Annotated in this window: 19 protein-coding genes and 1 tRNA gene; 5 read left to right on the plus strand and 15 right to left on the minus strand. The window is 67.8% G+C overall.

Translation table 11 applies throughout. The features are described from left to right. Positions 1-94: 94 nt before the first annotated feature. A complete protein-coding gene (locus AB0B33_RS30460; protein ID WP_360777846.1) occupies positions 95-4504 on the minus strand; it encodes a hypothetical protein in 4410 nt (1469 codons plus the stop codon). A 75-nt stretch (positions 4505-4579) separates the two neighbouring features. Further along, the gene (locus AB0B33_RS30465; RefSeq protein ID WP_360777848.1) at positions 4580-5050 is read right to left on the minus strand and encodes a MarR family transcriptional regulator; all 471 of its coding nucleotides are present in this window, start codon (positions 5048-5050) and stop codon (positions 4580-4582) included. 73 nt (positions 5051-5123) lie between these two features. Here AB0B33_RS30465 and AB0B33_RS30470 point away from each other — a divergent pair, with 73 nt between their 5' ends. Further along, positions 5124-6317, plus strand: a complete 1194-nt coding sequence (locus tag AB0B33_RS30470; RefSeq protein WP_360777850.1) for an FAD-dependent monooxygenase — start codon at positions 5124-5126, stop codon at positions 6315-6317. Here AB0B33_RS30470 and dcd read toward each other — a convergent pair. Then, positions 6314-6895 carry a dCTP deaminase gene (dcd, locus tag AB0B33_RS30475; protein ID WP_086865668.1) on the minus strand — a complete coding sequence of 194 codons (582 nt, stop codon included), beginning with the start codon at positions 6893-6895 and terminating at the stop codon, positions 6314-6316. The genes AB0B33_RS30470 and dcd overlap by 4 nt on opposite strands. Before the next feature lie 23 nt (positions 6896-6918). Next, entirely contained in the window at positions 6919-8112 is a 1194-nt protein-coding gene (locus AB0B33_RS30480; protein ID WP_360777853.1) for an oxygenase MpaB family protein, read from the minus strand. Between the two features lie 109 nt (positions 8113-8221). Here AB0B33_RS30480 and AB0B33_RS30485 point away from each other — a divergent pair. Beyond that, positions 8222-8292 (plus strand) — tRNA-Gly (locus AB0B33_RS30485). Positions 8293-8386: 94 nt separating this feature from the next. Here the strand turns inward: AB0B33_RS30485 and AB0B33_RS30490 are convergent. From AB0B33_RS30490 to AB0B33_RS30525, 8 genes are all read right to left on the minus strand, one after another. Continuing rightward, positions 8387-9565: a tyrosine-type recombinase/integrase gene (locus AB0B33_RS30490; protein ID WP_360777855.1), complete on the minus strand. Its 1179-nt coding sequence runs from the start codon at positions 9563-9565 to the stop codon at positions 8387-8389. 1 nt (position 9566) lies between these two features. After that, positions 9567-9785, minus strand: coding sequence for a helix-turn-helix domain-containing protein (locus AB0B33_RS30495; protein ID WP_360777857.1), 219 nt, complete (start codon positions 9783-9785; stop codon positions 9567-9569). Positions 9786-9801: 16 nt separating this feature from the next. After that, complete coding sequence (locus tag AB0B33_RS30500; protein ID WP_360777859.1) at positions 9802-11436, minus strand: replication initiator; 1635 nt, start codon at positions 11434-11436, stop codon at positions 9802-9804. Further along, the gene (locus tag AB0B33_RS30505; RefSeq protein ID WP_360777861.1) at positions 11436-11825 is read right to left on the minus strand and encodes a hypothetical protein; all 390 of its coding nucleotides are present in this window, start codon (positions 11823-11825) and stop codon (positions 11436-11438) included. The genes AB0B33_RS30500 and AB0B33_RS30505 overlap by 1 nt, the downstream gene beginning before the upstream one ends. Then, on the minus strand, positions 11822-13381 hold the full coding sequence (locus AB0B33_RS30510) for an FtsK/SpoIIIE domain-containing protein (RefSeq protein WP_360777863.1): 1560 nt from the start codon (positions 13379-13381) through the stop codon (positions 11822-11824). Before AB0B33_RS30510 ends, AB0B33_RS30505 begins: the two co-directional genes overlap by 4 nt. Positions 13382-13719: 338 nt before the next feature. Further along, positions 13720-13968 carry an AMED_5909 family protein gene (locus tag AB0B33_RS30515; protein ID WP_360777865.1) on the minus strand — a complete coding sequence of 83 codons (249 nt, stop codon included), beginning with the start codon at positions 13966-13968 and terminating at the stop codon, positions 13720-13722. After that, on the minus strand, positions 13952-14254 hold the full coding sequence (locus tag AB0B33_RS30520; RefSeq protein ID WP_360777867.1) for a hypothetical protein: 303 nt from the start codon (positions 14252-14254) through the stop codon (positions 13952-13954). The genes AB0B33_RS30515 and AB0B33_RS30520 overlap by 17 nt, the downstream gene beginning before the upstream one ends. Positions 14255-14781: 527 nt before the next feature. Further along, on the minus strand, positions 14782-15249 hold the full coding sequence (locus tag AB0B33_RS30525; RefSeq protein WP_360777869.1) for a hypothetical protein: 468 nt from the start codon (positions 15247-15249) through the stop codon (positions 14782-14784). Between the two features lie 199 nt (positions 15250-15448). On the opposite strand from AB0B33_RS30525, the gene AB0B33_RS30530 reads away from it, so the two are divergent. Both AB0B33_RS30530 and AB0B33_RS30535 read left to right on the plus strand, forming a co-directional pair. Further along, on the plus strand, positions 15449-16291 hold the full coding sequence (locus AB0B33_RS30530) for a GntR family transcriptional regulator (RefSeq protein ID WP_360777871.1): 843 nt from the start codon (positions 15449-15451) through the stop codon (positions 16289-16291). 35 nt (positions 16292-16326) lie between these two features. After that, positions 16327-16977: an HAD-IA family hydrolase gene (locus AB0B33_RS30535; protein ID WP_360777873.1), complete on the plus strand. Its 651-nt coding sequence runs from the start codon at positions 16327-16329 to the stop codon at positions 16975-16977. On the opposite strand, the gene AB0B33_RS30540 is transcribed toward AB0B33_RS30535, so the two are convergent. Beyond that, positions 16974-18770: a DUF262 domain-containing protein gene (locus AB0B33_RS30540; protein WP_360777875.1), complete on the minus strand. Its 1797-nt coding sequence runs from the start codon at positions 18768-18770 to the stop codon at positions 16974-16976. The genes AB0B33_RS30535 and AB0B33_RS30540 overlap by 4 nt on opposite strands. A gap of 316 nt (positions 18771-19086) precedes the next feature. Between AB0B33_RS30540 and AB0B33_RS30545 the strand changes: the two genes are divergently transcribed. Next, positions 19087-19314 carry a hypothetical protein gene (locus tag AB0B33_RS30545; protein WP_360777877.1) on the plus strand — a complete coding sequence of 76 codons (228 nt, stop codon included), beginning with the start codon at positions 19087-19089 and terminating at the stop codon, positions 19312-19314. 277 nt (positions 19315-19591) lie between these two features. On the opposite strand, the gene AB0B33_RS30550 is transcribed toward AB0B33_RS30545, so the two are convergent. Next, the gene (locus AB0B33_RS30550) at positions 19592-20818 is read right to left on the minus strand and encodes a DUF6596 domain-containing protein (protein ID WP_360777879.1); all 1227 of its coding nucleotides are present in this window, start codon (positions 20816-20818) and stop codon (positions 19592-19594) included. Beyond that, the gene (locus AB0B33_RS30555) at positions 20815-21165 is read right to left on the minus strand and encodes a YciI family protein (RefSeq protein WP_360777881.1); all 351 of its coding nucleotides are present in this window, start codon (positions 21163-21165) and stop codon (positions 20815-20817) included. Before AB0B33_RS30555 ends, AB0B33_RS30550 begins: the two co-directional genes overlap by 4 nt. Between the last annotated feature and the right edge of the window lie 20 nt (positions 21166-21185).

Raw genomic sequence — 21185 nt, forward strand, 5'->3', positions numbered from 1 at the left:
GAACCTGCTAACGCACTGATCACATTTCTTCGGGCGCACTCGTCGCCGACGGGTCGGAATTTCGCGGCAATCGGACGCTGCCGCGTTGCTCCATTCAGCCGCTACGCACGACGAAGGTCGCGTCGCCGGACGCCGACACCGGGCGCCCGGTCGGGTCCTGCCCGGTCGCGGTCGCCTTTCCGGTGAAGCCCCGCTTGCCCGCGATCACCGTGCAGGTGTAGGTGATTTCGGCGTCCACGGCCAGCTCCGGCGCGGTGTGCGCGCACGACGGCGTGTGGTCGTCGACGACGGTGACGGCCGTCAGCGGCACGTCACCGGTGTTCTTGACCAGGACGGAAAACGTGACGGTGTCGCCTTCCCGGACTTCGTACGGCGTCGCGTCCTTCATCACCGCGATTTCGGGGTGGACGACGTCGACTTTCGCTTCGGCCGTCGATTGCACGGAGCGACCGGTCGGATCTGTTCCGGTGACGCTCGCGGGGGCGGTGAAATCGTCGGCCGGTGCTTTCCGGGTGCAGGTGTACGTCTGCGTCGCGCCGGCCGGGAGACCGTCGAACTCCCTGGCGCACGGCTGATCGTCCACAACGGACACGCTGGTCAGCGCGACGTCGCCGGTGTTGCGCACGACGACGGTGAACGTGACCTCGTCGCCGGCACGCACCTTCTCGGGCTTCGCGTCCTTCGTCAGCTTCAGGGCCGGGTGGATGACGTCGACCTCATCGCTGTCCGCCGCGGTGACCGGCGGGCCGACGGGGGCGTTGGCGGTGGCCGTCGCGGTGGTGACGGCGTCGTCGGCCGGGGCGGTCGTCGTGCAGTCGAACTTCTGCGCGGCACCGGCTTCCAGCTTGTCGAACGTCTTCGCGCAGGACGCGTCGACCTTGACCGCGGTGAGCGGCCCGTCGCCGGTGTTGGTGACGGTGATCGTCGACGGCACGGGGTCGCCCGCGCGGAAGGGGCCGCCGTGGATGTCCTGGGTGAGCGCGAGCCCGGGGTGCAGCACGGTGTACGCCGCGTCGTCGGTGGCGCTGACCTGGCGGTTCGTCGGATCGGTGCCGGTCGCGGTGGCGGAGCTCACGAAATTGTCGGTGCCGGCGGCTACCTTGCAGGAGTGGCGCTGGGTGGCGCCGGGGAGGAGGGTGCCGATGGGGTGAGCGCACGCCGGAGTGCGACTGTCCACTACGGACACGTCGGCCAGTGGCACGTCACCGGTGTTCGCGACGACGAGGGTGAACGTCACGGTGTCGCCTTGCCGGACCTGCGCGGGCGCCGCGTCGTTCGTGATCGTGACCGCGGGGTGGATGACCTCGACCGGGACCCCGGCGGTGGCGGTCACCGGACGGTTCGTGGCGTCGGTGGCGGTCACCTTCGCGGTGGCAGCGAAATCGGCGTCGCCGGCGATCTCGGTGCAGCTGTAAGTCTGCTTCGCCTGTGGCTCCAGCCGTTCCCAGGACCTGGTGCAGTCCGGGGCGAGCTGGTCGGCCACCGAAACTTCCCGCAGCGGGCTGTCACCGGTGTTCGTGACGGTGATCGTCGACGTCACGGTGTCGCCGTGGCGGACCAGCGTCGGCTCGGCGGACCTCGTGATCGCGACGGCCGGGTGGATCACGTCCACGGCGGCGACGGCGGCGGCGGTGACGTCCGGGCCGGCCGGTGGGGTGGCGCTCACCCGCACGGTGCGGGTGACGTCGTCGGCCGGAGCCGGGGCGGTGCAGCCGAACTCGCGGGTGGCGCCGGGCTCGAGCGCGCCGTCGATCGCCTGGGTGCAGCCGGTGGTCCGCGCGGCCTGCGCGTCCGTGACGTGGAGGCCGGTCAGCGGCACGTCGCCGGTGTTGCGCACGGTGATCCGGAACGGCACGGTGTCGCCTTCGCGGAACGGGCCACCGGTGACGTCGGCGGTGATCGCGACGGCGGGGTGCTGCACGGTGAACGCGGCTTCGGCGGTGGCCGTGACCGGCCGGGTGGTCGGATCGGTGCCGGTCACCACCGGCTTGTTCGTGAAGCCGGTGGTGCCCGCGACGGTCGTGCACGCGTACGTCTGCGTCGCCTTCGGCTGCAGCGTGCCGAGCGGCTTCGCGCAGGCGGCGACCTGGTCGTCCGCGACCGCGACGCCGGTGAGCGGCACGTCGCCGGTGTTGGTGGCGGTGATCGTCCAGGTCACGGTGTCGCCTTCGCGGACCTGCGCGGGCGAGGCCCGCGCGGTGAGCGTGACGGCGGGGTGGATGACGTCGACGACGGCGTCGTCGGTGACCTTCACCGTGCCGCCGAGCTGGTCCTTGCCGGTCGCGGTGGCCGTGTTGGTGAAGTCGTCGGCCGGGGCGGGCGCGGTGCACGTGTACGTCTGCTCGCCCTGCGGTGGCAGCGCGCCGATCGCCTTGGCGCAGGCCGGGGTCCGGTCGTCGGTGACGGCGACGTCGGTCAGCGGCGCGTCACCGGCGTTGGCCACGGTGATCGTGAAGGTCACCGGGTCGCCGGCGCGGGCGACGGCCGGGGTGGCGTCCTTCGTGAGCGTCAGCGCGGGGGTGATCACCGTGACGGTGGCCGCCGCGGTGGCGGTCACCGGCTGTCCACTGAGGTCGGTGCCGATGGCGGTCGCGTGGGACGTCGTCGTGCGGGACGGGTTCGCCGTGCAGGTGTACGTCTGCGTCGCGCCTGCGGCCAGGCCGGCCAAGGTGCGCGAGCACGACGTCGTCGTGTCGTCGGTGACGGTGACCGGCGCCAGCGGGCTGTCGCCGGTGTTGTGCGCGGTGACCGTCCAGGTCACGGGGTCGCCGGCGTGGACCACCGGCGGGTTCGCGGTCTTGGTGAGCTCGACGGCGGGCGCGATCGTCGGCGCGGGTGCGTCGGCGGTGGCCGTGACCGGCTCGCCGAGCTCGTCGGTGGCCGTGGCGGTCGCGGTGGTGACGCCGTCGGCGATCGGGGCCTTCGCCGTGCACTGCCACGTGCGGCTCTCGCCGGGCGCGAGCGTGCCCAGCGGCGGCGCGCCCGCCGCCGGCTGCGCGCACGAAGGCGTCTTCGGGTCGGTGACCTGGAGGCCGCTCAGCCCGGTGTCGCCGGTGTTCACGGCCTTGACCGTGAACGTCGCGGTGTCGCCGGCGCGGTAGGCGGGCCGGTCGGCCGTCTTCGTGAGGCCGAGGGCCGGGTGCAGGACGTCGACGGGGGCGGCGGCGACGCCGTCGAGGGCGTCGCCGAGCGCGCTCGTGCCGGTCGCCTTGGCGGAGTTCGTGAAGTCGTCGGGCGGGGCGGTTCCGGTGCAGGTGTAGCTGACCGTCTGTCCCGGGGCGAGCGTGCCGAGCGGCTTCGCGCAGGCGGGAACGGCTTCGTCGGCCACCTGCACGCCGGTCGCCGGCACGCTGCCCGGGTTGGTCACGGCGACGGCGAACGTCACCGGCTCGCCGGCGTGCACCTTGGGCTGGGTCGCGCGAAGGGCGAGCTGGAGTTCGGGCACCGGCACCGAAAACGTGAGGTTCTGCGCGAGGTAGGCGTCGCCGCTGGTGACGAAGCCGAGCTTCGTGCTGGTCGCGCCGGCGGGGATGCGGTCGACGTTGAACGCCTTCGCGTCCACGCTGAAGTTGTTCTTCGCGGCCGGGGCGGCGGCGAAGTCGGCGTTGGAGACGAAGAAGTTGGACGTCCCGCCGGTCGCGGGCTCGGCGGCCGGGGTGCCGTCGACGAGGAACTGGTCGCCGGAGGCACCCCAGTCGCCGTCGTAGGCGGTGACGCCGAGGTGGGCGTCGGCGGCCGCGGCGCGGAAGCCGGTGATCGTCGTCTCCGCGGCCGGAGCGCCCGCGGTCTGCTGGACGTGCCCGTCGTAGACGACGACCTTGCGCTTGTTCGGCGCGTAGTCCGCGTTGCGCTCGGGGTAGGCGTAGACGAGGGCCACCGACCACCCGCCGACGCAGTCGAAACCCTTGGCGGCCCAGACGTTCCCGACCGTCAGGTCGAGTGCGGTCCCGGTCGGGGCGCTCGCGAACCGGTCGGTCACGTCGGCGTGGGCCGAGTAGTGGCCCGCGTCTTCGGCGTACCCCGAAGGCGCGAGGTCGACGGGTTTCGCGCTGCCGACGGAAAGGCGGACGTTCTGCTTCGCGGGCGTACCGGGCGGGGCCACCGCGCTCTTGCACGTCGTGCTGCCCGCCCAGTTCAGGCGGGCGAAGGCGATCTCGGCGCCCGGCGGGATGCTCACCGACGCACTGGCCGAGTCGAAGGTGCCCGGGTCGGCGTCGATGTCGGCCCACTGCAGGAAGAAGTCGTCGTTGGGCAGGGTGTCCTTGCGGTCCGCGGTGTTCGCGCACGCCGCGGGGGTGGCGACCGGACCGGACGTCGGCGCGTGGTCGGCGGCGACCGGGCAGCGCAGGACGCCGTTGCCCGCGTACAGGAAGTCGCCGTACACGAGGGCGTCGTAGCCCACCGCGAACGGCGGGGCGGTGGTCGCGCTCGCCGACGGCACGACGGCCGCGGCCAGGAAGACCAGTGCCAGCACCACAACCAGGCGAAGCGGTCGTTCGGGCAACGGCACTCCTCGCCACCTCCGGGGTCGAGACGACCTAGGGAGCCTGGCACGGACGCCGGGTTTACGCCTTCAAACTCACTCTTTCGTGGATTCCGTCAGCTTCGTCGTCGACTCGTGGGTGAGGGTCGTCGCCGCCTCGACGAAGCCGATGACGGTCCGGAGTTCGTCGTCGGTGTAGCGGTCGCAGAGCTCGTACATGCCCTTGACCAGGTGGTCCCACAGGTGCACGCCGCTCGCGATGGCCCGCTCGTCCAGCGCGATCAGCACCCGGCGGCGGTCGTCGGGGTGCGGGCGGCGGTCGACGATGCCCTTGCGCTCCAGCCGGTCGACCATCGCCGTCACGGACGCGGGCGCGAGCCCGGACAGGCGCGCGAGCTCCTTCGGCGTCTGCGGCCCGAACCGCGCGAGGTAGTCGAGGACCTTGCTCTCCACCGCCGACAGCCCGCGGGTCTCGGAGATCGCCGTGTGGAACATGACCGTCTCGGTCGACAGCTCCCGCGACCTGAGCAGGACTTTCTCGACCAGGTGCGCACGCTCGCTTGACACGGCCGTCAGCCTAGCGCACTCTTTAGTTCGACAGAACGAATTAGTTTCTAAGAGATTCGAGGGGACGAACGAGATGACACGGGCACTGATCATCGGGGGCGGCATCGCGGGCACGATCACGGCCATCGCGCTGCACGAAGCCGGGCACGAGCCGCTGCTGTTCGAGGCGTACGACCGGGGCGCGGAGGGCGTCGGCGCGTTCCTGACCCTGGCGGTGAACGGCCTGGACGCGCTGCTCCCGCTCGGCTTGAAGGACGTCGTCCGGCGCACCGGCTTCGACTCGCCGCGGATGTCGATCGGGCTCGGCGACGGCACCCGGCTCGCCGAATTCCCGCTCGGCGGCACGCTTTCGGACGGCACGGTGAGCCAGACCGTCCTGCGTTCCGAGCTCTACGTCGCCCTGCGCGACGAGGCCGCGCGGCGCGGCATCCACGCCGAGTACGGCAAGCGGCTGATCGGCGCGAGCCAGGCGGAATCGCACGTCAGAGCCGACTTCTCCGACGGCTCGCACGCGAACGGCGACCTCCTGATCGGCGCCGACGGCCTCCGCTCGCGGGTCCGCACGATCATCGACCCGGACGCGCCGTCGCCGCGGTACGTCCCGCTGCTCAACACCGGCGGGTTCGCCGAAGGCCTGTCCCTGCCGGACGAGCCCGGGGTGCTGAACATGGTGTTCGGCAAGCGCGTGTTCTTCTGCCACGTCGTCAGCCCGGACGGCCGCGTCTGGTGGTTCGCCAACCCGGCCCGCAAGACCGAGCCGACCGCCTCCGAGCTGGCCACGCTCGCCGGCGAGAAGCTGCGCGCCGAGCTCCTGCACCTGGTGTCCCGCGACCGGACGCCGGCCACCGGGATCATCCGCGCCACGCGGGAGATCTACCCCGCGTGGCCGACGTACGACTTCCCGTCGGTCCCGGTCTGGCACCGCGGCCGCATGGTGATCATCGGCGACGCGGCGCACGCGACCTCACCGGCGGCGGGCCAGGGCGCGTCGATGGCCATCGAAGACGCCGTCACGCTGGGCAAGTGCCTCCGGGACGTGCCGGACGTCTCGCAGGCCCTCGCCACCTACGAGGGCCTGCGGCGCGAGCGCGTCGAAGCGGTCGTCGCGGCCGGCAAGCGCAACGGCGACGACAAGGTGATCGGCCCGGTCGGCCGCGTGGTGCGCGACTTCTTCATCAAGCGGGCGTTCTCGAAGCCGTTCGACGAGGACCCGAACGCCTTCATGTGGGACCACCGCATCGACTGGGCCGAGAAGATCGCGGTTTAGCGCCAGGTGTCGACGCGGTGGAAGTTCTTGTACGCCCGGCTCGGGGTCGGGCCACGCTGCCCCTGGTAGCGGGACCCGGCTTCGGTGGAGCCGTACGGGTGCTCGGCCGCGCTGGACAGGCGGAAGATGCAGAGCTGGCCGATCTTCATGCCCGGCCAGAGCGTGATCGGCAGGTTCGCCACGTTCGACAGCTCGAGCGTGATGTGCCCGGAGAAGCCGGGGTCGATGAACCCGGCGGTCGAGTGCGTGAGCAGCCCGAGCCGGCCGAGCGAGGACTTGCCCTCGAGGCGGCCGGCCAGGTCGTCGGCCAGCGTGACGAGCTCGTAGGTCGAGCCGAGGACGAACTCGCCCGGGTGCAGCACGAAGGGCTCGTCGCCCTCCTTCTCCACCAGCGACGTCAGCTCGTCCTGCTGCAGCTGCGGGTCGATGTGGGTGTACTTGCTGTTGTCGAAGACGCGGAAGAACCGGTCGAGCCGGACGTCGATGCTCGACGGCTGGACCATGCCGGCGTCGAAGGGGTCGATGCCGAGCCGGCCGGCGTCGAGCTCTTTGCGGAGGTCACGGTCACTGAGCAGCACGCCCGGCAGCCTATCCGGTGGGTTCAGGCGGCCCGCATGTGCTGCGCGTAGGACGAATCGGGCGCGAAGATCTTCTCGAGCCGCTTCACGTACCCGCGCCGCCCGGCGCGCCCGATCCGTTCCTGGAGCAGCGTGGCCCCGGGGATGAACCGCCGCACGGTCTCGGCGGCGAAGTTGACCCCGGCCACGGCGACGATCGCGGCCTGCGCGACGGGATCGTTCGGCAGCTCGAGGAAGTCCGCGTTCGTCTTCCCGAGCACGAGCCGGCTGATCGAGGAGTGCACGGCGACGGAGACGTGCGACAGGACCTTCCCGACGGTCCCGCGCCCCTCACCGACGGCGGCGTTGGCCTCGACGAGCGCCTTGGCGAGCCGCTTGGAGTCGTCGTCCGGGATGAACTCGGTGGCGGCGAGCAGCCACAACAGGCGCCAGGCGTCCTCTTCGGAGGTCGGCAGCAGCTCGTCGTCGACGCCCATGAGCCACCCGATGTACCGCCAGAGGTGCAGGATGTCGCCGCGCTCGCGAGCGGAGTAGCGAAGGCCGAGCAGCTGCGTGCCGAAGACGTAGACGAGCGAGAAGAGCAGCAGCGTCCCGGCGGTCTGCACCTGGTTGACGGGCCGATCCCAGGCGGCGTAGTCCCAGTCGTCCCGCCCGTTCATGGCGGCGCGCACGTGGGCGTGCACAACGCGGATCCGCAGCGCGGCGGCGTACCCCGGCTCACCGTGCTTGAGCGCCCCGGGCGTGGTGACGTCGATCCACCAGGCCGCGGTCTCGACGAGCCGCCGCGTCGCCCGGTACTCGATTTCCCCGGTCCCGACCAGCGCTTTCGTCGCGCGAGAGGCGAGGTAACCGCCCATCAGCGACATGTCCCCGAGCGGGAAGAGCCCCAGCAACCCGGCCCGTGTGATGGCCCGCGCCCCCCGCTCGACCCGCTCGTCATCGACCCAGTACGGCTTGGCGTTCACCTGGCCGAAGAAGTCCTTGAGCGGCCCGGGCGCCTCGACCCCGTCGCGGAGCGCGTCCTCGAAGAGCCGCCGCCCCTGCCCCTTCGGCTGCCGCGCCATCCAGGCGACGACGTCGTCCGCGAGCCGGTCCTGCACCTGCGCGAACTCCCGCAGCCGCGCCACCTGCCGCTCGTCCCCGCGGATATCGCCCCCGACGAACAGCCGCGACGCGAGCCGGAACCCACCCTGGCGGAACAGTTCGGGATCCTCCACGCCGCTCACCTCCGAGGTCGACAACAAGTGTTGTCACTTGCGGCGCCGACGTCAAGGAGGAGGGGTCTGGACAAGGGGATCACGCCGCCGTGTATGCTGGCGACGCACTGCGGATGTAGTTCAATGGTAGAACATCAGCTTCCCAAGCTGAATACGCGGGTTCGATTCCCGTCATCCGCTCTCATAGAGAAGCCCCAGGTCACACGGTGTCTACTGTGGACCTGGGGCTTTCTCTATCTCCGCTGTTCACTTCTCGCGTGCCATTAATGTGCCATTAGCCGACTGGCACCGGTTGGCCGTCCTGATCTTCGTCGTCGTCCGGAGTGACGCCCTTGCGGTGCCGGTCGACAAGCTTGGACAGCCGGTCTGCGATCTGTGCGTCCGCATCGCTGGTCGCCCGCTGATAGATCAGGGCTGCCCGCATGTCGTCGTGGCCCATCCGCGCCATCAGGTCCTTGGTCGAAGTGCCGGCCTTCGACGCCCAGATGTTCCCGGCGTGTCGAAGGTCGTGGAAGTGCAGGCCCTTGAGCCCCATCTTCTCCACGACCTCAGTCCACCTGGTCCGCTGACTGAAGTTCGGCCGGCGGACCGCGTGCCCAGCTCGCTCACCCGTGAAGAGCAACGCGTCCTGCTCCGGCTTGACCCAGGTCTCCAGGTGCCGCAGCAGGTCACGGCGAACCGCCGTCGGAATGATCAGCGTCCGAACACCCGCCCGCGACTTGGGCGGACCTACGACGAGCCCACGGCCGGGAATCTCGACCATCGCCCGCGACACCCGCACCCATGACGCGTCCTCGGCGACGTCGCATCGACGAAGCGCCGTCACTTCGCCCCATCGCAGCGACCCGAACGCGGCGAGCAACACGAGTGCCCGGAACCGCTCCGGCATCCGGCTGGCCAGGTCGAACACCTGGGCCACGGTGATGATCGGCCGTTCGTCGGGGTTCTCCTTATCAGCACCACGGACCCGGCAAGGGTTGCGCGGGAGGATCTTGTCCTCATCGACGGCCGTGTTCAGGATCGCCCGCAGCAGCCGGTACGACTTGGCGGTCACCGACTCCGAGACGCCCGCCGTCAGCCGGTCCGCCCGCCACTGACGAACGACCGCTGTGGACAGCTTGCCCAGCTCGACCCCGCCGAGGTCCGGCGCAATGTGCTTACGCAGCAACCACTTGTACAGCTCGACCGTGCGCGGACGCAGTCCCGGACGTTGAGCGATCCACTGGTCCGCGTAGTCGCCGAGCTTGCGCTTCGCACGTTCCGGGTCGATCCACTCACCCTGCATGATCTGCGTTTCCACGCCCGACAGCCATTGCTCAGCGGTCCGCTTCGTGTCGAACGTTTTCGGCGCCGACCGCACGACCCCATCCGGGCCGGGATAGCGAGCCTGCCACCGCCCGGACGGAAGTTGCCGAACACTCCCGAAACCGCGATGCCCTTGCTTGTTCGCCATGTCAGGCCGCCCTTCCCAGGTCCCGCCGGACCGACGCCCGCGTGATCGGCTCGACTCGGCCGGCCTGCATGAAGCTCTCCAGATCTTCCAACGCGAACCGGACGTGCACCCCGGCCTTGTGAAACGCGATCCGTCGTTCGGCGATCAGCCGACGCACGAACCGAACCCCCGTGTTCAGGTAGACGGCCGCCTCATCAACCGTCAGGTACCTCTTTTCCATGCCTCCCCCTTCCAGATCAGGCCGCGAGCTGAGTTGCCGAAGTTTCTGGTTCACTCCCTGGTGGTCCGGCGGCGGCGAGTAGCGCCCGGTCGTACTCGGCCTTCCACGTGATCCGTTCCGCGATGGCGCGCATGACCAGGTGCGGCCGGGGCGGGACCTGCGGGTCTCCGGGCTCGACCTTGCGCCACACCAACCGGGCCGGGTCCGGTTGCGGCTTCTCGATCCCGATCGCAGCCAATGCCTGCGCAACGAACGCCTTCCGGTCGGCCTTGTGATCGTCGAGCGTCTTCCCGGACCACTTCCGCGACACCAACACCCGACGGCCGGGCAGTCCGAGCGTGGTCCGGCGGTGAGCGCGTCCCTTGCAGTGGCCCGGGGTGGTTTTGCTGCCCGCGCCCTTGGGCTGGACGCCGTACAACAGCCAGACCGCACAGCGAGGGGAGCACGGCGTGATCGACAGTTCGGCGTGGAGCCGGTCGTGGTGATCCCGCAGCCGCGCGCTATCGGCCTCGACCACCTCGCCGGTGGACTTGGTCAGGTACTTCGTGAGGTAGCCGATGTGACGGCCGGCCTCCTCAGTCCCGCCGAGGATGCCCTTCGAGTGCACCTGCCGCCCGAACACGACGACATGCGCCGGGTCCTCCACCTCTTCCACGGCGTCATCCCAGCTGGTCAGCGGTTCCCGGGTGTCCGGGTCCAAGAACGCGCGAGTGTCCGGGTCCCAGACCGGCAACCGGTCGGTGTAGACGATCTGGTCGTGGTTGGGCCACCAGACCTGGTGATAGGTGGCTTCGGTGACCTGGCGGATGACGTCGTGCGGGATCGCCCCGCGGATCGCGGCGTGCAGGTGCGGAGCGGTCCGCTTCTGCGGCTCGACTGTCGCGAAGTACTGCGCGTCCCAGCCGACGACCCGCCGCAGGTTCTGCCACCACCGATCCACCAACGCCGAGAAGTGCACCGCGTCCCGGGCCGCCCGCCGGTAGTCATACCGCGACGGGTCTACCGGCGCCCCATCACGAACGGGGCCGTAGGTGTCGCAGGTCAGCGTCACGAACATGGACGGCCGGAATTTCCCGGCGTATTCCCGGCCGACGGTGGTCTTGGCGACCTTCTGCCGGGGCAGGTTCGGCGCGTCCTGCCGACGACGGGTCGAGCGCTTCACGGCCCGTTTGGTCGGGACGTCGAGGGCGGGCAGTCGCCCGCGCATCCCGAGTTGCCGAAGTTCCGCGTCGACCCCGGTGATCTCCTCCCGCAGCTCGTCGGCTTCGGCCTGGTCGTGCTCGACCACCTCCCGATACGCCGCCACCAGGTCCGCCCGGTACGTCAGCAGCTCTTTGTGGTCCTCCGAGGGCGGTTCGGCGGTGAGGTTGGGTTCTTCGGTCATGTGCCAGCCTTCGCGGCACTGGGCCTGCCGAAGCGCCTTTGCCTTCCGAGCGCACGGCAGGCACACGGACTCCACCGTGGACCCGCACGGCACCGGGACGTAGCGAAGCTCGCCGGTCTCGGTGTCGCCCACCTCCATCGTGAAGGGCCGAACGCAGACGCCGTGCTTCTCCGCCGTCGCCCGAATCACGTCCGCCGCGAGCGGTGTCCGCATCCGTTCTGCCCGCGTCCCGGCAGTGGCCGGCTGGGTCTGTTGCTGGTCGGTCATCAGGCGGCCACCTCCCCGGAGCGGGACCATTGCCGCAGCACGAACACGGGCATGTCCTGCCGCGACCCGACCGGCAGGTCCGGGAACAGACCCTCGGAAAACTCGACCGCGCCGTATACGCGGACCGGGACCCCGCAGGGCATCCGCCCGCTGACGATCAGATGCACCGACGTTCCAGCGGGTGTCCGCCAGATCTGCGCGGACACCTCATCCAGCGTCTCGGCCCAGGTCACCAGCGCCGACGCCACCTCAGACAGCTCCCGACGGGCACCGAGCTGCACCCAAATCGGGTCCGAACCAGACGTCACGTTCATCGACGCCACCGGACCCAACACGTGCAGATCCAGGTGATCGCGGATCGCGTCGAGAAAGACCATGGTCGTGTTCACGCCGCCACCCCCTCGCCGCCGAGCACGGGCCGAGCTACGCCGCCGTTGGTGACGTAGTGCTCCAGGGCCTTGACCGTCTCGTCGGAGACCCAGCCCGCGCGGATACGCAGGGGTTCGCGGATGCCTTCGCCCCATACGAACCCGACCCCGGCCTCGCTGTCTCCGATGCGGTTGGCCCACGCGCCCCGTTCATAGGCGCCGTCGCCGAGGACCATGCCGACGTGCGTCTTGGAGGTCACCCGGAGGCAGACGCGCCGGGTGAACAGCTCCCGCACGGGCACGGTGTCCTTGGTCGGCTCCTGCACATAGCCGCGTACCGAGATGTTCAAGGCGCGGCCTTGGGTGTTGAGCAGCGCCACCCGTTCGACGATCTGTTCCCGGGTCTTGCGATCGGTGTACTTGGTCAGCGCGCCGATCTCGTCGAACTCCAGCAGCTCCAACGGGTACTCCGTGGACAGGGGGATCGTGCGGACCCGCCCGGCGAACTCCCGTTTCCGCGTGTCCATCTCCTCCACCAGGCCGTCCAGCACCTCGAGCGCGTCCTTGCCCGACACCGCGTAGCGGGAGAAGATCCCGCGACCGTAGGCGAGCTCCATTCCCTTGGGGTCGATCCCGGACATGCGCACCAGCCCGGACCGGATCGCCGGGGCCGCCGACACCAGCGGGCACCACATCACGCTGTTCTTCCCCGCACCCGAGGCACCGGCGGTGAGGCAGTGTGCGCCGGAGCCAAGCAGCGGCACCCGCCAGTCGTAGCCGTACTCCGTGCGCCCGGCCCAGACACGACGAAGGTCCACCGAAGACTCCTGCACCGCGAGCAGGTCAGGAACGGCCGGGGAGGGCACGAGCGACGCCAGCTGGTCCCGCCGCTGAAAGTCGACCGACACCACGTTCGGCTCCAGCTCCCGCACCTGACACCGCGCAACCTTCCGTGCCGACGCCAACGCGCGGGCAGCGTCGTCAAAGTCCTCAGGCTTCTGCCCCGGCACGAGCCGTACCCGCACCTCGTCCCACGACGGGCCCGACCGGACCCCGAGGACCTTGGGGACCTGCACTCCGGACTGCCGAGCCGTCGCCCGCGAAGCCTTACGACGGCCGACCAGGTTCACGGTCACCTCGACCGGGAGCGCGGCATCCCGGACGCTGAGGCCGCAGGCGTGCAGCCAGCCGGGGAGTTTGAGGTGGTAGACGGCCCAGCGCAGCCACCACGACCGCAACGGCCGGCCGCACCACTGGTCGAACGAGGTCACGTCGAGCAGCCGCCACACGCCGAGGATCAGCGCCAGGCCGCCGAGGTTCACCACGAGCCAGACCCAGCCGATCCAGACGCACCACAGGTAGACCGCGATCACGGTCAGCGAGGTGCGCCAGTGGATCAGGACTTGGGAGAACAGCCAGAACACGACCTTGCACGCCCACCACAGGGCGACGAACACGACGACCATGGCGGCCAGCGCCTCAGCCATCGACGCCAGCGCGCGTCCGATCTTGGCCAGCACCCACACGCCGAGGCCGAGGCCGGCCAGGGCGATCACGAGAAATCCGGGAGAGGTCATCGCCGACCACCCCGCAGCACCGCCGAGAGATCCAGCGGCAACACCCCCAGGCACGGGGCGCACTTGGTCTCACCCGGCAGCAGCCGAGCGAACTTCTTGCATTCCGCGCATCGCGAGCGGGTGACCCCCGCTGGCGTTGGTTGCTTGTCATCGTCTAGCGTTTGCATTGTTCACACCTCGCGGTTGTGGACAGCGCAGGAGCGGCATGGTTGGTAGCCGAGTTTCCGCTTCTGCGCCTTACGGTTCCGCGTCACCCGCATGAGGACGCGTTTCATCGCCGCACGTCATAGCGTGCGTTTTTCGCTGCTATCGTTGACTTCTTGTTCGTCTACACGCGACTATTCAGACTTCGACTTGCCGCCCTGGATCTTCGCCGACACCTCCCCCGCCTGACGTCGCTCATAGTCCGCCCAGTACAGGGCTTCGTGGTGGTGACCCCGGTCGACATCGGCAACCGCCTCATACATCCGCGCATTCGCCTGACGAAATGCCAGCCACACGGACGGATTCGCGTCCGGCGCCGGTCGACGATCCGTCGCGATCTCGTGCGCGTCCCGCAAGGTTCGTGGCTTATCCGGCGTCTTCATCACGCACCAGCCGAGCCGTCGCGCGGGCTTCGAGGAGCGCCGCCATGTCCTCCGCGCTGTCGCGGAGTTGGCGAAGGAACCTGACGCACGTCGGCCACATCGCCGGGTCGTCCGGCGGCCGCAGCATCACCACGCACGGCGCCCCCGCGAGCACCAGCATCGGGGGATGCGCCGGGTCTGAACCAGTCTCCTCGACCGTCAGTTCCGCTTCCGACCCGACGATCCACGTCACGCCGAACCCGTCCCACCCAGCTTTCACCGCGTCCTGCTTCTTCTCGTGCGCCATGTCCCCGAACACTTTCCCCACGCCGCAGGCGGGTCTCCCACTTGTCGGCTTGAATTTCGAATGCCTCAGCGGCGGAGATGACGGCCGCACGCGCCCAGGCCGGTAACGGGACCTCGGCCGCCAGATCACGCCAAGCTGTGGCAACCGCCCGCGACACCGGAGGCAACTCGTCGTCCGATGCGCCCGCGTAGCGCGTGTAGGCCAGCTCCCAAGCCCGTATCCGCTCCCACCGGCTCATGTGATCTCCCCTGGTCGTTGGGCCGAATCAGCGCGGTCGAACTCCATGCGCGCCCGCCGCTCGAACTCCTCAGCCGCCACGGCCGACGCGTGTCGTGCCCACAACGGGGCCGCGAGATCGGCGGACAAAGCGCGCCACGCAATCGCGACCGCGTGGTAGGCGTGAGCAAGACGCCGCACTGCCGCCAGATCGTCAGATGTCGACCTCATCGCGGCGAACAGTGCGGACGTCTGCTCCGCGTACGCCTCGTTCCACCGAGCGACCGCCTCACGCGACGGCCGCCCCGCCATCACGCGGCCTTCTGCTGACCACTCTGGCCGGCCGGGGTCTTCGCGGCGGCTTGCTTCGAGCCAGCACCACTAACCGGCTCCCGCATCCCGGTAGCCCGCAGCGCCCAGCCCTGATACTTGAACTTCTCGCCCATGACCCTGGCCTCGACCGTCAGGCCCTCGAACACGACCGGCCGGAAGTCGAACCCCTGCATCGCGGCCGGGGGCGGGACGGGCTGGACCCGGTCGAGCAGGGTGACCGTGGCCGACTTGTCGCGGTCCTTCTCCGCCGACGGGTCGGTCACGGTGACCTTCCACTGCGGAAGGCCGGTCTGCTCGTCGATCTTCTGCTTGGGCTGCTTGCCCCGGGCCTTGTCCTCGTTGGAGACGTACTCCATGTCCGGGGCGACGGGGCCGACGATCGCCGCTCCGGCCGGGAACACGGCGTCGTGGTCGATGTCGAAGCGCGTTCCGCGCGGTACTGCCATGTCGGTTCTCCCTGGTCAGGCGCCTCGCTCGGCGCTGCCTATCGTGGCTGACATGGTCAGGTTAGCCAGGTTGGCTAGCCAAGTCAAGCAAGACGGAAACGGTCCAGGCCGCTAGGTCGCCTAGACAACCCTCGGCCTGCTGGTAGACACTGGTTTTTGACAAGGGCCACTGGCCGCCGTCAAAGAAGGAGCAAGCAGCATGGCACTCGACCCGGACGATCCGCGACCGCCGTATGTGCAGGTAGCGAACGCCCTGCGAGCTGCGATCCTTACACGCAAGTTCACACCCGGCGACAAGCTGCCGTCCCGGAACGAGCTGGCCAAGACCTACAACGTCGCGCCGATGACCGTGCAGAACGCCATCCGTGAGCTTCGCGATGAGGGTCTGATTGTCTCGCGACAGGGCAGCGGCGTCTTCGTGCGAGAGCGCACCGAACGTCCGGTCGGACTTCGACCGCACATCGAACGAGCCTTCGAGGCCCAAGACGTCACGATCGACTTCGCCGGGTTCTCCGGCGAAACCCTCCACGGCGTCATCGCCGAACCACTGGACAAGATCCGCATCGGCCGGCTGCGGCCGGAGTCGATCACCGTCCGCCTACTGGTGCCGGACCCCACCCAGCCGTGGTCCCTCCCGGTCACCGTCGACGAGCACGCCGACAGCCCGCTGTTCCGCAAGCGCGCCGAAGAGATCATGCGGCGTCACACCCTGGCCATCGTCGACTCGGTAACCGAACTCGCCGAGATGGGCCTGATCGACAAGGCGACCGCCCAGGTTCGCGTGCACCCGGCACCACCGATGTTCAAGCTCTACCTGATCAACAACGAAGAGACGTTCTTCGGCTTCTACCCGGTCCGCGAGCACGTCATCAACTTCGGCGGCGAGACGCAGGCGATCTACGACCTCATGGGCAAAGACGCCATCCTCTTCCACCACTCGATCAACGACGACGACACGTCGACCGGATCGCAGTACGTCGACCAGGCAAAGACCTGGTTCGACAGCCTGTGGAACAGCGTCGCCAAGGACTACCAGCGGTGACACCGGCCGACGTCCTAACGCGAGCACACATCCTTTTGATCGACTTCGACGGCCCGGTCTGCGCTGTCTTCGGAGGCATTCCGGCACATTCGGTCGCGGAACAACTTAGACAGGTACTTGTCGACGGCGGCCTCCACGAGCTGCCCGCCTCGGTCACGGCAACCTCCGACCCGTTCGACGTCCTCCACTTCGCCGCCACCATTGGCCCGGAGGAGGCTCGATACGTCGAAGCGGCCTTTACAGCTCATGAGGTCGAGGCCGCCTCGACTGCCACGCCGACCGAGGGAGCTCACAGATTGATCCGAGACTGGCAAGCAGCCGGAAACCGGATCGCAATCGTCAGCAATAATAGCGTCTTGGCAATTGAGACCTACCTCAACCTCTACGACCTACGCAAATCAATTGATCTAGTCTCAGCACGACAGGGTCCGAACACTGCCACACTCAAGCCCAATCCCCACCTTCTTCTTCGTGCGATTGCCAAATTCAAGGCCAAACCGAGTGATTGCGTTTTTATCGGAGACTCAGTTTCCGACATCGAAGCTGCTAAGGCTGCCCGCGTTCCATCGATTGGCTACGCCAATAAGCCGGAAAAGTTGTCAACACTGGCAATGGCAGACGCCATAACTGAGACAATGACCAACCTCATAGCTGAATCCCCCAGCAATTCGGATCAGCGAAACTAGAATCGCCTAACGAGCTCAACGATAGCAGTTGGATCGGTGACAGCATTAAGCTGCGGACCAATCCTGTCGTAAAACACTCCGTCATAGGCGACCGGGGCAGCCCCCTTGAGCGGTTCAAGCTTCCACAACAGGTGATCCTTGTACCTGAACGGCTTGAGGGTTGCACTTAGACGTCGCGCGAAAGCTTGGTCCAGCTTCGAAGCAAGGATCTTGTCCGTAAACCACCGGAAGAACTCATCAATAGACATCTTCATGGCATCCAACTCATGCTGCGTTCCCGTGACATAGAACTTATCGACAGCATGAATGGAAATGCCAGCAAAGCGCTTGATTTTCTCGGCGTCATCCCCATCGTCCGCCACGCCGTAATAGATGACTCCAGGCACGTCGGACGAACTATTTGCCATAGCGGAAGCGATCTTGAGCATCTTCTCGAAGGCGCCCTCATCGAATTTGCCCTTTTTGTCGATCCTGCAGAACCCCTGCTTCAACTCGAAGAGAGCTTCCTCCGTAAGAGCCATTCGCAACGTCGCTTCGAACTCTAGCGCTTGTTCCTGCAATTTTTTCTTGTGCTCGTCTTGCACAACCTCAAAGTGCGGGCTCAATAAGGCCTTTACGGAATCAATGAGGCCGACTTTGCGCTCCGCGCCCCAGTTGCCGCCGCCGCCCGGGATCGTAATATCCCTGTCCCAAAAGCCCTTTAGCGCCCCAGCCAGTTGCGCATGACTGCGCACAGCTAAGCCATCGTTGTTGAGGAGTTGACAGATTGCAATAAAGACCGCATGGAAGTACCGTGGAACACCACGAGGATTCTGCTGAGTTACAGTCCACTCAGACCATTTCGCGCCTGCTTCATCTAAGGTTATCTTGATAAGATCAAGAGTCTCAACAAAGCGGCGTTCAACCTCATCCTCCCCGATGACAGCCAGCCTCGCCTGAACATTTCGCGCCGCCGTGGCCGTACCTCGTCGACGCTCGTTACCATAGGCCGCGTCACGATATTCAGTCCCAGTGGTCGCCAGTGGGTCGAGGATGATATCCAACAGAAGATCCAGAACCAATTCTTCGTCCCGCGACTCGCGAACAGCCTCCCGAGCAAGGATACCTTGCTCAATCCAGAAGATGCTGGCGTCGTAAATCCCGTAGTTCAACTCCTTATTCGTAATGCTAATCTTCGGCATGTCTTCGAGCGAGACATACTCTGTCAAAGATGCATCGCCACGAACGGTTGCACTAATTCGACGAACAAGTCCAGCAATGCCCGTCAAAGAACCGGCTTGCCGAATCTCTTGCAGACTCAAATAGCGCCCGGACGAGTTAATCCGTCGAAAGACCTCGTCAACCGACGACTCACTCGCAGACTTGTACGTCGATACGGGGAGTTGATAATTTGACAGCTGACGGCAAATATCTCGCTCCAAGACAGGAGACTTCTGCTCAAGATCGCCTTTGTCCAGCAGAATTTTGGTGTCAGCCAAAGTCTCTAGATCGAAATACTTGCCTTCGACAGGGAACTCGTTTTCGATGAACGCGAAAAGCGCATTGAGCCTCTGCAGGCCGTCGATGATCTCCAGGCGCGGACTATCATCTTGCATCGCCTCAGCCAGAAGAATCAGAGGGATTGGCAATTTCTTGATGACGGAGTCGATCAGAAGAGACTTTTCTTCGACCGCCCATACAAGCTTCCGCTGGTAACGGCGGTTGACGAGGAACCGATGTGACTGATAGTCGTTATAGAGCTTCTGAATACTCTCACCCTGCACAGACAGCTCGGTCGCATCGACCACAGTCATCCCTACTCCTTCCGATTGCAGCAGCTTAGAGGCTCCTGACCGAGGCAGCTACGTCTGCCACGCGGGAAGCTGGCGATTGGATACGAAGCCTGCCGAACTTGGCTCTATGGGATCAAGGCGCCGCCAGCGGCGGCGCGCACGTCGCCTGCCGTACGGCGGCCCACCCGCTCGCGGCACGGACGGCCTGCCGCTCCGCTCCGGCCGCCGGCCGCCGGGTGGCCCGCCGCATCGATCGACCGCATAGCGCGCCGCCGCTGGCAGCGATCAGCTCATCGGCCTAGTTACCACCGACACGCCCGCTGGCAAGGTCGAAGACATGCCGACCTCTGACCGAGCCGCAGCAGACGCTCACGCCGCAGCAGCACGCCGAGCCATCGAGCAGGGCAAGGGCAAGGCCGATCCGATCAGCCTGGCGACCGCCGAGGCACTCTTGGCCATCTTCCACCAGCTCAGGGACATGGAAGACCCGTCGATCACGCTCAAGGGTGCCGCCGACCTGACCAGCGCCATGTACGCCCTGACCAACAAGCTCCCAGATCGGTAGACCCACCACCCCGAAGCCGGATCATGACAACGGCCGGCAGCACCGCGTCAAGGCGGGAAAGCGTGCCTTGACCCGGCACCACCGGCCGCGTGCTGGCTTCGTATCGGGGTGATGGGGGAGGTCTGGGTGGGGCTCAGGTCATGCCATTAGCGTGCCATTCAGGCCGGTCAACCAAGGTCAACAGCGGGTACCACGAGGTAGGCCCGTCCGCAGGTCAGAGCCACTTTCGAGCATGATCACCCTGGTTCCCAAGCTGAATACGCGGGTTCGATTCCCGTCATCCGCTCTCACCGAAACCCCGGGCATTCTGTCCGGGGTTTTCGCTTTCTATCCGGCTTCGCAATTGAGCGGCGTGCGCGTCGGGCAATCCCGTTTCCACCGCACGTTCCCAAGCCACTAGCGCCGACGGCGAACCCATGCGGTGCAACAACTCCGCGCGCGAAGCGTGCCACCACGGGTAGTCCGCCAAATCCGGCAGCCCGTCCACCAAAGCCAGCGCCACCGACGGTCCGTCCCGTTCCGCCACCGCCGCCGCGCGGTTCAACCTCACCACGGGGGTGTCCTGGACCGACAGCAACACGTCGTACCAGGAAATCACCGCGGTCCAGTTCGTCTCCGCGTACGAGCGGGACAGGTCGTGGCAGGCCGCGATCGCCGCCTGGACCACGTACGGGTTGGGCGCCGACGGCGTGCGGCGGAGGCCGGTGCCCACCAGCTCGACGCCCTCCTTGATCAGCTCGAAGTTCCACGTCGAACGGTCCTGGTCGGCCAGCAGCACCGGCGTCCCCGACGAAAACCGGGCCGGGCGGCGGGCGTCCTGCAGCAGCACCAGCGCCAGCAGCCCCAGTGCCGTCGGCTCGTCCGGCATCAGCGAAGCCAGCAGGCGCGCCAGCCGGACGGCTTCGTCGAGCAACGCGACGCGGCCCGTGTAGCCCTCGTTGAAGATCAAGTACACCGTCGACGCCACACCCGACAACCGCGAAGGCAACTCCGAAGCGGCAGGCACCCGGTACGGGATCCGCGCCTGGGCGATCTTCTGCTTCGCGCGCGTCAGGCGCTTCGCCATCGTCGCTTCGGGGACCAGCAGCCCGCGCGCCACCTCCGCGGTCGACAGCCCGCCGAGGGTCCGCAGCGCCAGCGCCACCTGGGCGTCCAGCGACAACGCCGGGTGGCAGCACGTGAACACCAGCCGCAGCAGGTCGTCGCGGACCGAGAGCGGGTCGGGGTACGGGTCGATGGCGGGCATCGCGTCCGCCTCCTTCCCGAGGCGCTTCGCTTCGCGGCGGACGACGTCGACCGCGCGGCGGCGGGCCGCCACCAGGAGCCAGCCGCGGGGGTTGGCCGGGACGCCGTCGCGCGGCCACGTCTCGAGGGCGCGCACGACGGCGTCCTGCACCGCGTCTTCGGCCAGGTCGACGCTGCCGGTGACGCGGACCAGCGTGGCCAGTACCCGGGTGCCCTCGTCCCGGACCAGCCGCGCGACCGCGTCCCCGGCGCCGGTCACTGGCCGAAGTCGACGACCGGCCGGACTTCGATGGCGCCGTCCCACGCGCCCGGGATCTGCGCCGCGCGCTTCACGGCCTCGTCGAGGTCGGCGCATTCGAGCAGGTAGAAGCCGGTCAGAGCTTCCTTCGTCTCCGCGTACGGGCCGTCGCTCGTGACGATGTCGCCGCCCTTGCCGCCGGTGACGCGGACCGTCGTCGCGGTGGCCGTCGGGTACAGCGCCGCGCCGCCGCGGATGACGGCTTGGGCGCCCTCGTGGAACTCGTTGTAGTCCTTCATCATGTCCGCGGCCTCGGGCTTGGTCGGGTCGACGTCGGAGGCGTAGATGATCGCGGCGTACTGGGGCATGACTGCTCCTCACAGAGTCC

It is taken from the genome of Amycolatopsis sp. NPDC049159 (genome assembly GCF_040648295.1).
Classification (GTDB): Bacteria; Actinomycetota; Actinomycetes; order Mycobacteriales; family Pseudonocardiaceae; genus Amycolatopsis; species Amycolatopsis pretoriensis_A.

Excerpts from the sequence above, each read along its gene's own strand:
- AB0B33_RS30470 (WP_360777850.1), top strand. The coding sequence starts at position 5,124 with ATGACACGGGCACTGATCATCGGGGGCGGCATCGCGGGCACGATCACG.
- AB0B33_RS30490 (WP_360777855.1), bottom strand. The coding sequence starts at position 9,565 with ATGGCGAACAAGCAAGGGCATCGCGGTTTCGGGAGTGTTCGGCAACTT.
- AB0B33_RS30495 (WP_360777857.1), bottom strand. The coding sequence starts at position 9,785 with ATGGAAAAGAGGTACCTGACGGTTGATGAGGCGGCCGTCTACCTGAAC.
- AB0B33_RS30500 (WP_360777859.1), bottom strand. The coding sequence starts at position 11,436 with ATGACCGACCAGCAACAGACCCAGCCGGCCACTGCCGGGACGCGGGCA.
- AB0B33_RS30510 (WP_360777863.1), bottom strand. The coding sequence starts at position 13,381 with ATGACCTCTCCCGGATTTCTCGTGATCGCCCTGGCCGGCCTCGGCCTC.
- AB0B33_RS30515 (WP_360777865.1), bottom strand. The coding sequence starts at position 13,968 with ATGAAGACGCCGGATAAGCCACGAACCTTGCGGGACGCGCACGAGATC.
- AB0B33_RS30520 (WP_360777867.1), bottom strand. The coding sequence starts at position 14,254 with ATGGCGCACGAGAAGAAGCAGGACGCGGTGAAAGCTGGGTGGGACGGG.
- AB0B33_RS30525 (WP_360777869.1), bottom strand. The coding sequence starts at position 15,249 with ATGGCAGTACCGCGCGGAACGCGCTTCGACATCGACCACGACGCCGTG.
- AB0B33_RS30530 (WP_360777871.1), top strand. The coding sequence starts at position 15,449 with ATGGCACTCGACCCGGACGATCCGCGACCGCCGTATGTGCAGGTAGCG.
- AB0B33_RS30540 (WP_360777875.1), bottom strand. The coding sequence starts at position 18,770 with ATGACTGTGGTCGATGCGACCGAGCTGTCTGTGCAGGGTGAGAGTATT.
- AB0B33_RS30545 (WP_360777877.1), top strand. The coding sequence starts at position 19,087 with ATGCCGACCTCTGACCGAGCCGCAGCAGACGCTCACGCCGCAGCAGCA.
- AB0B33_RS30555 (WP_360777881.1), bottom strand. The coding sequence starts at position 21,165 with ATGCCCCAGTACGCCGCGATCATCTACGCCTCCGACGTCGACCCGACC.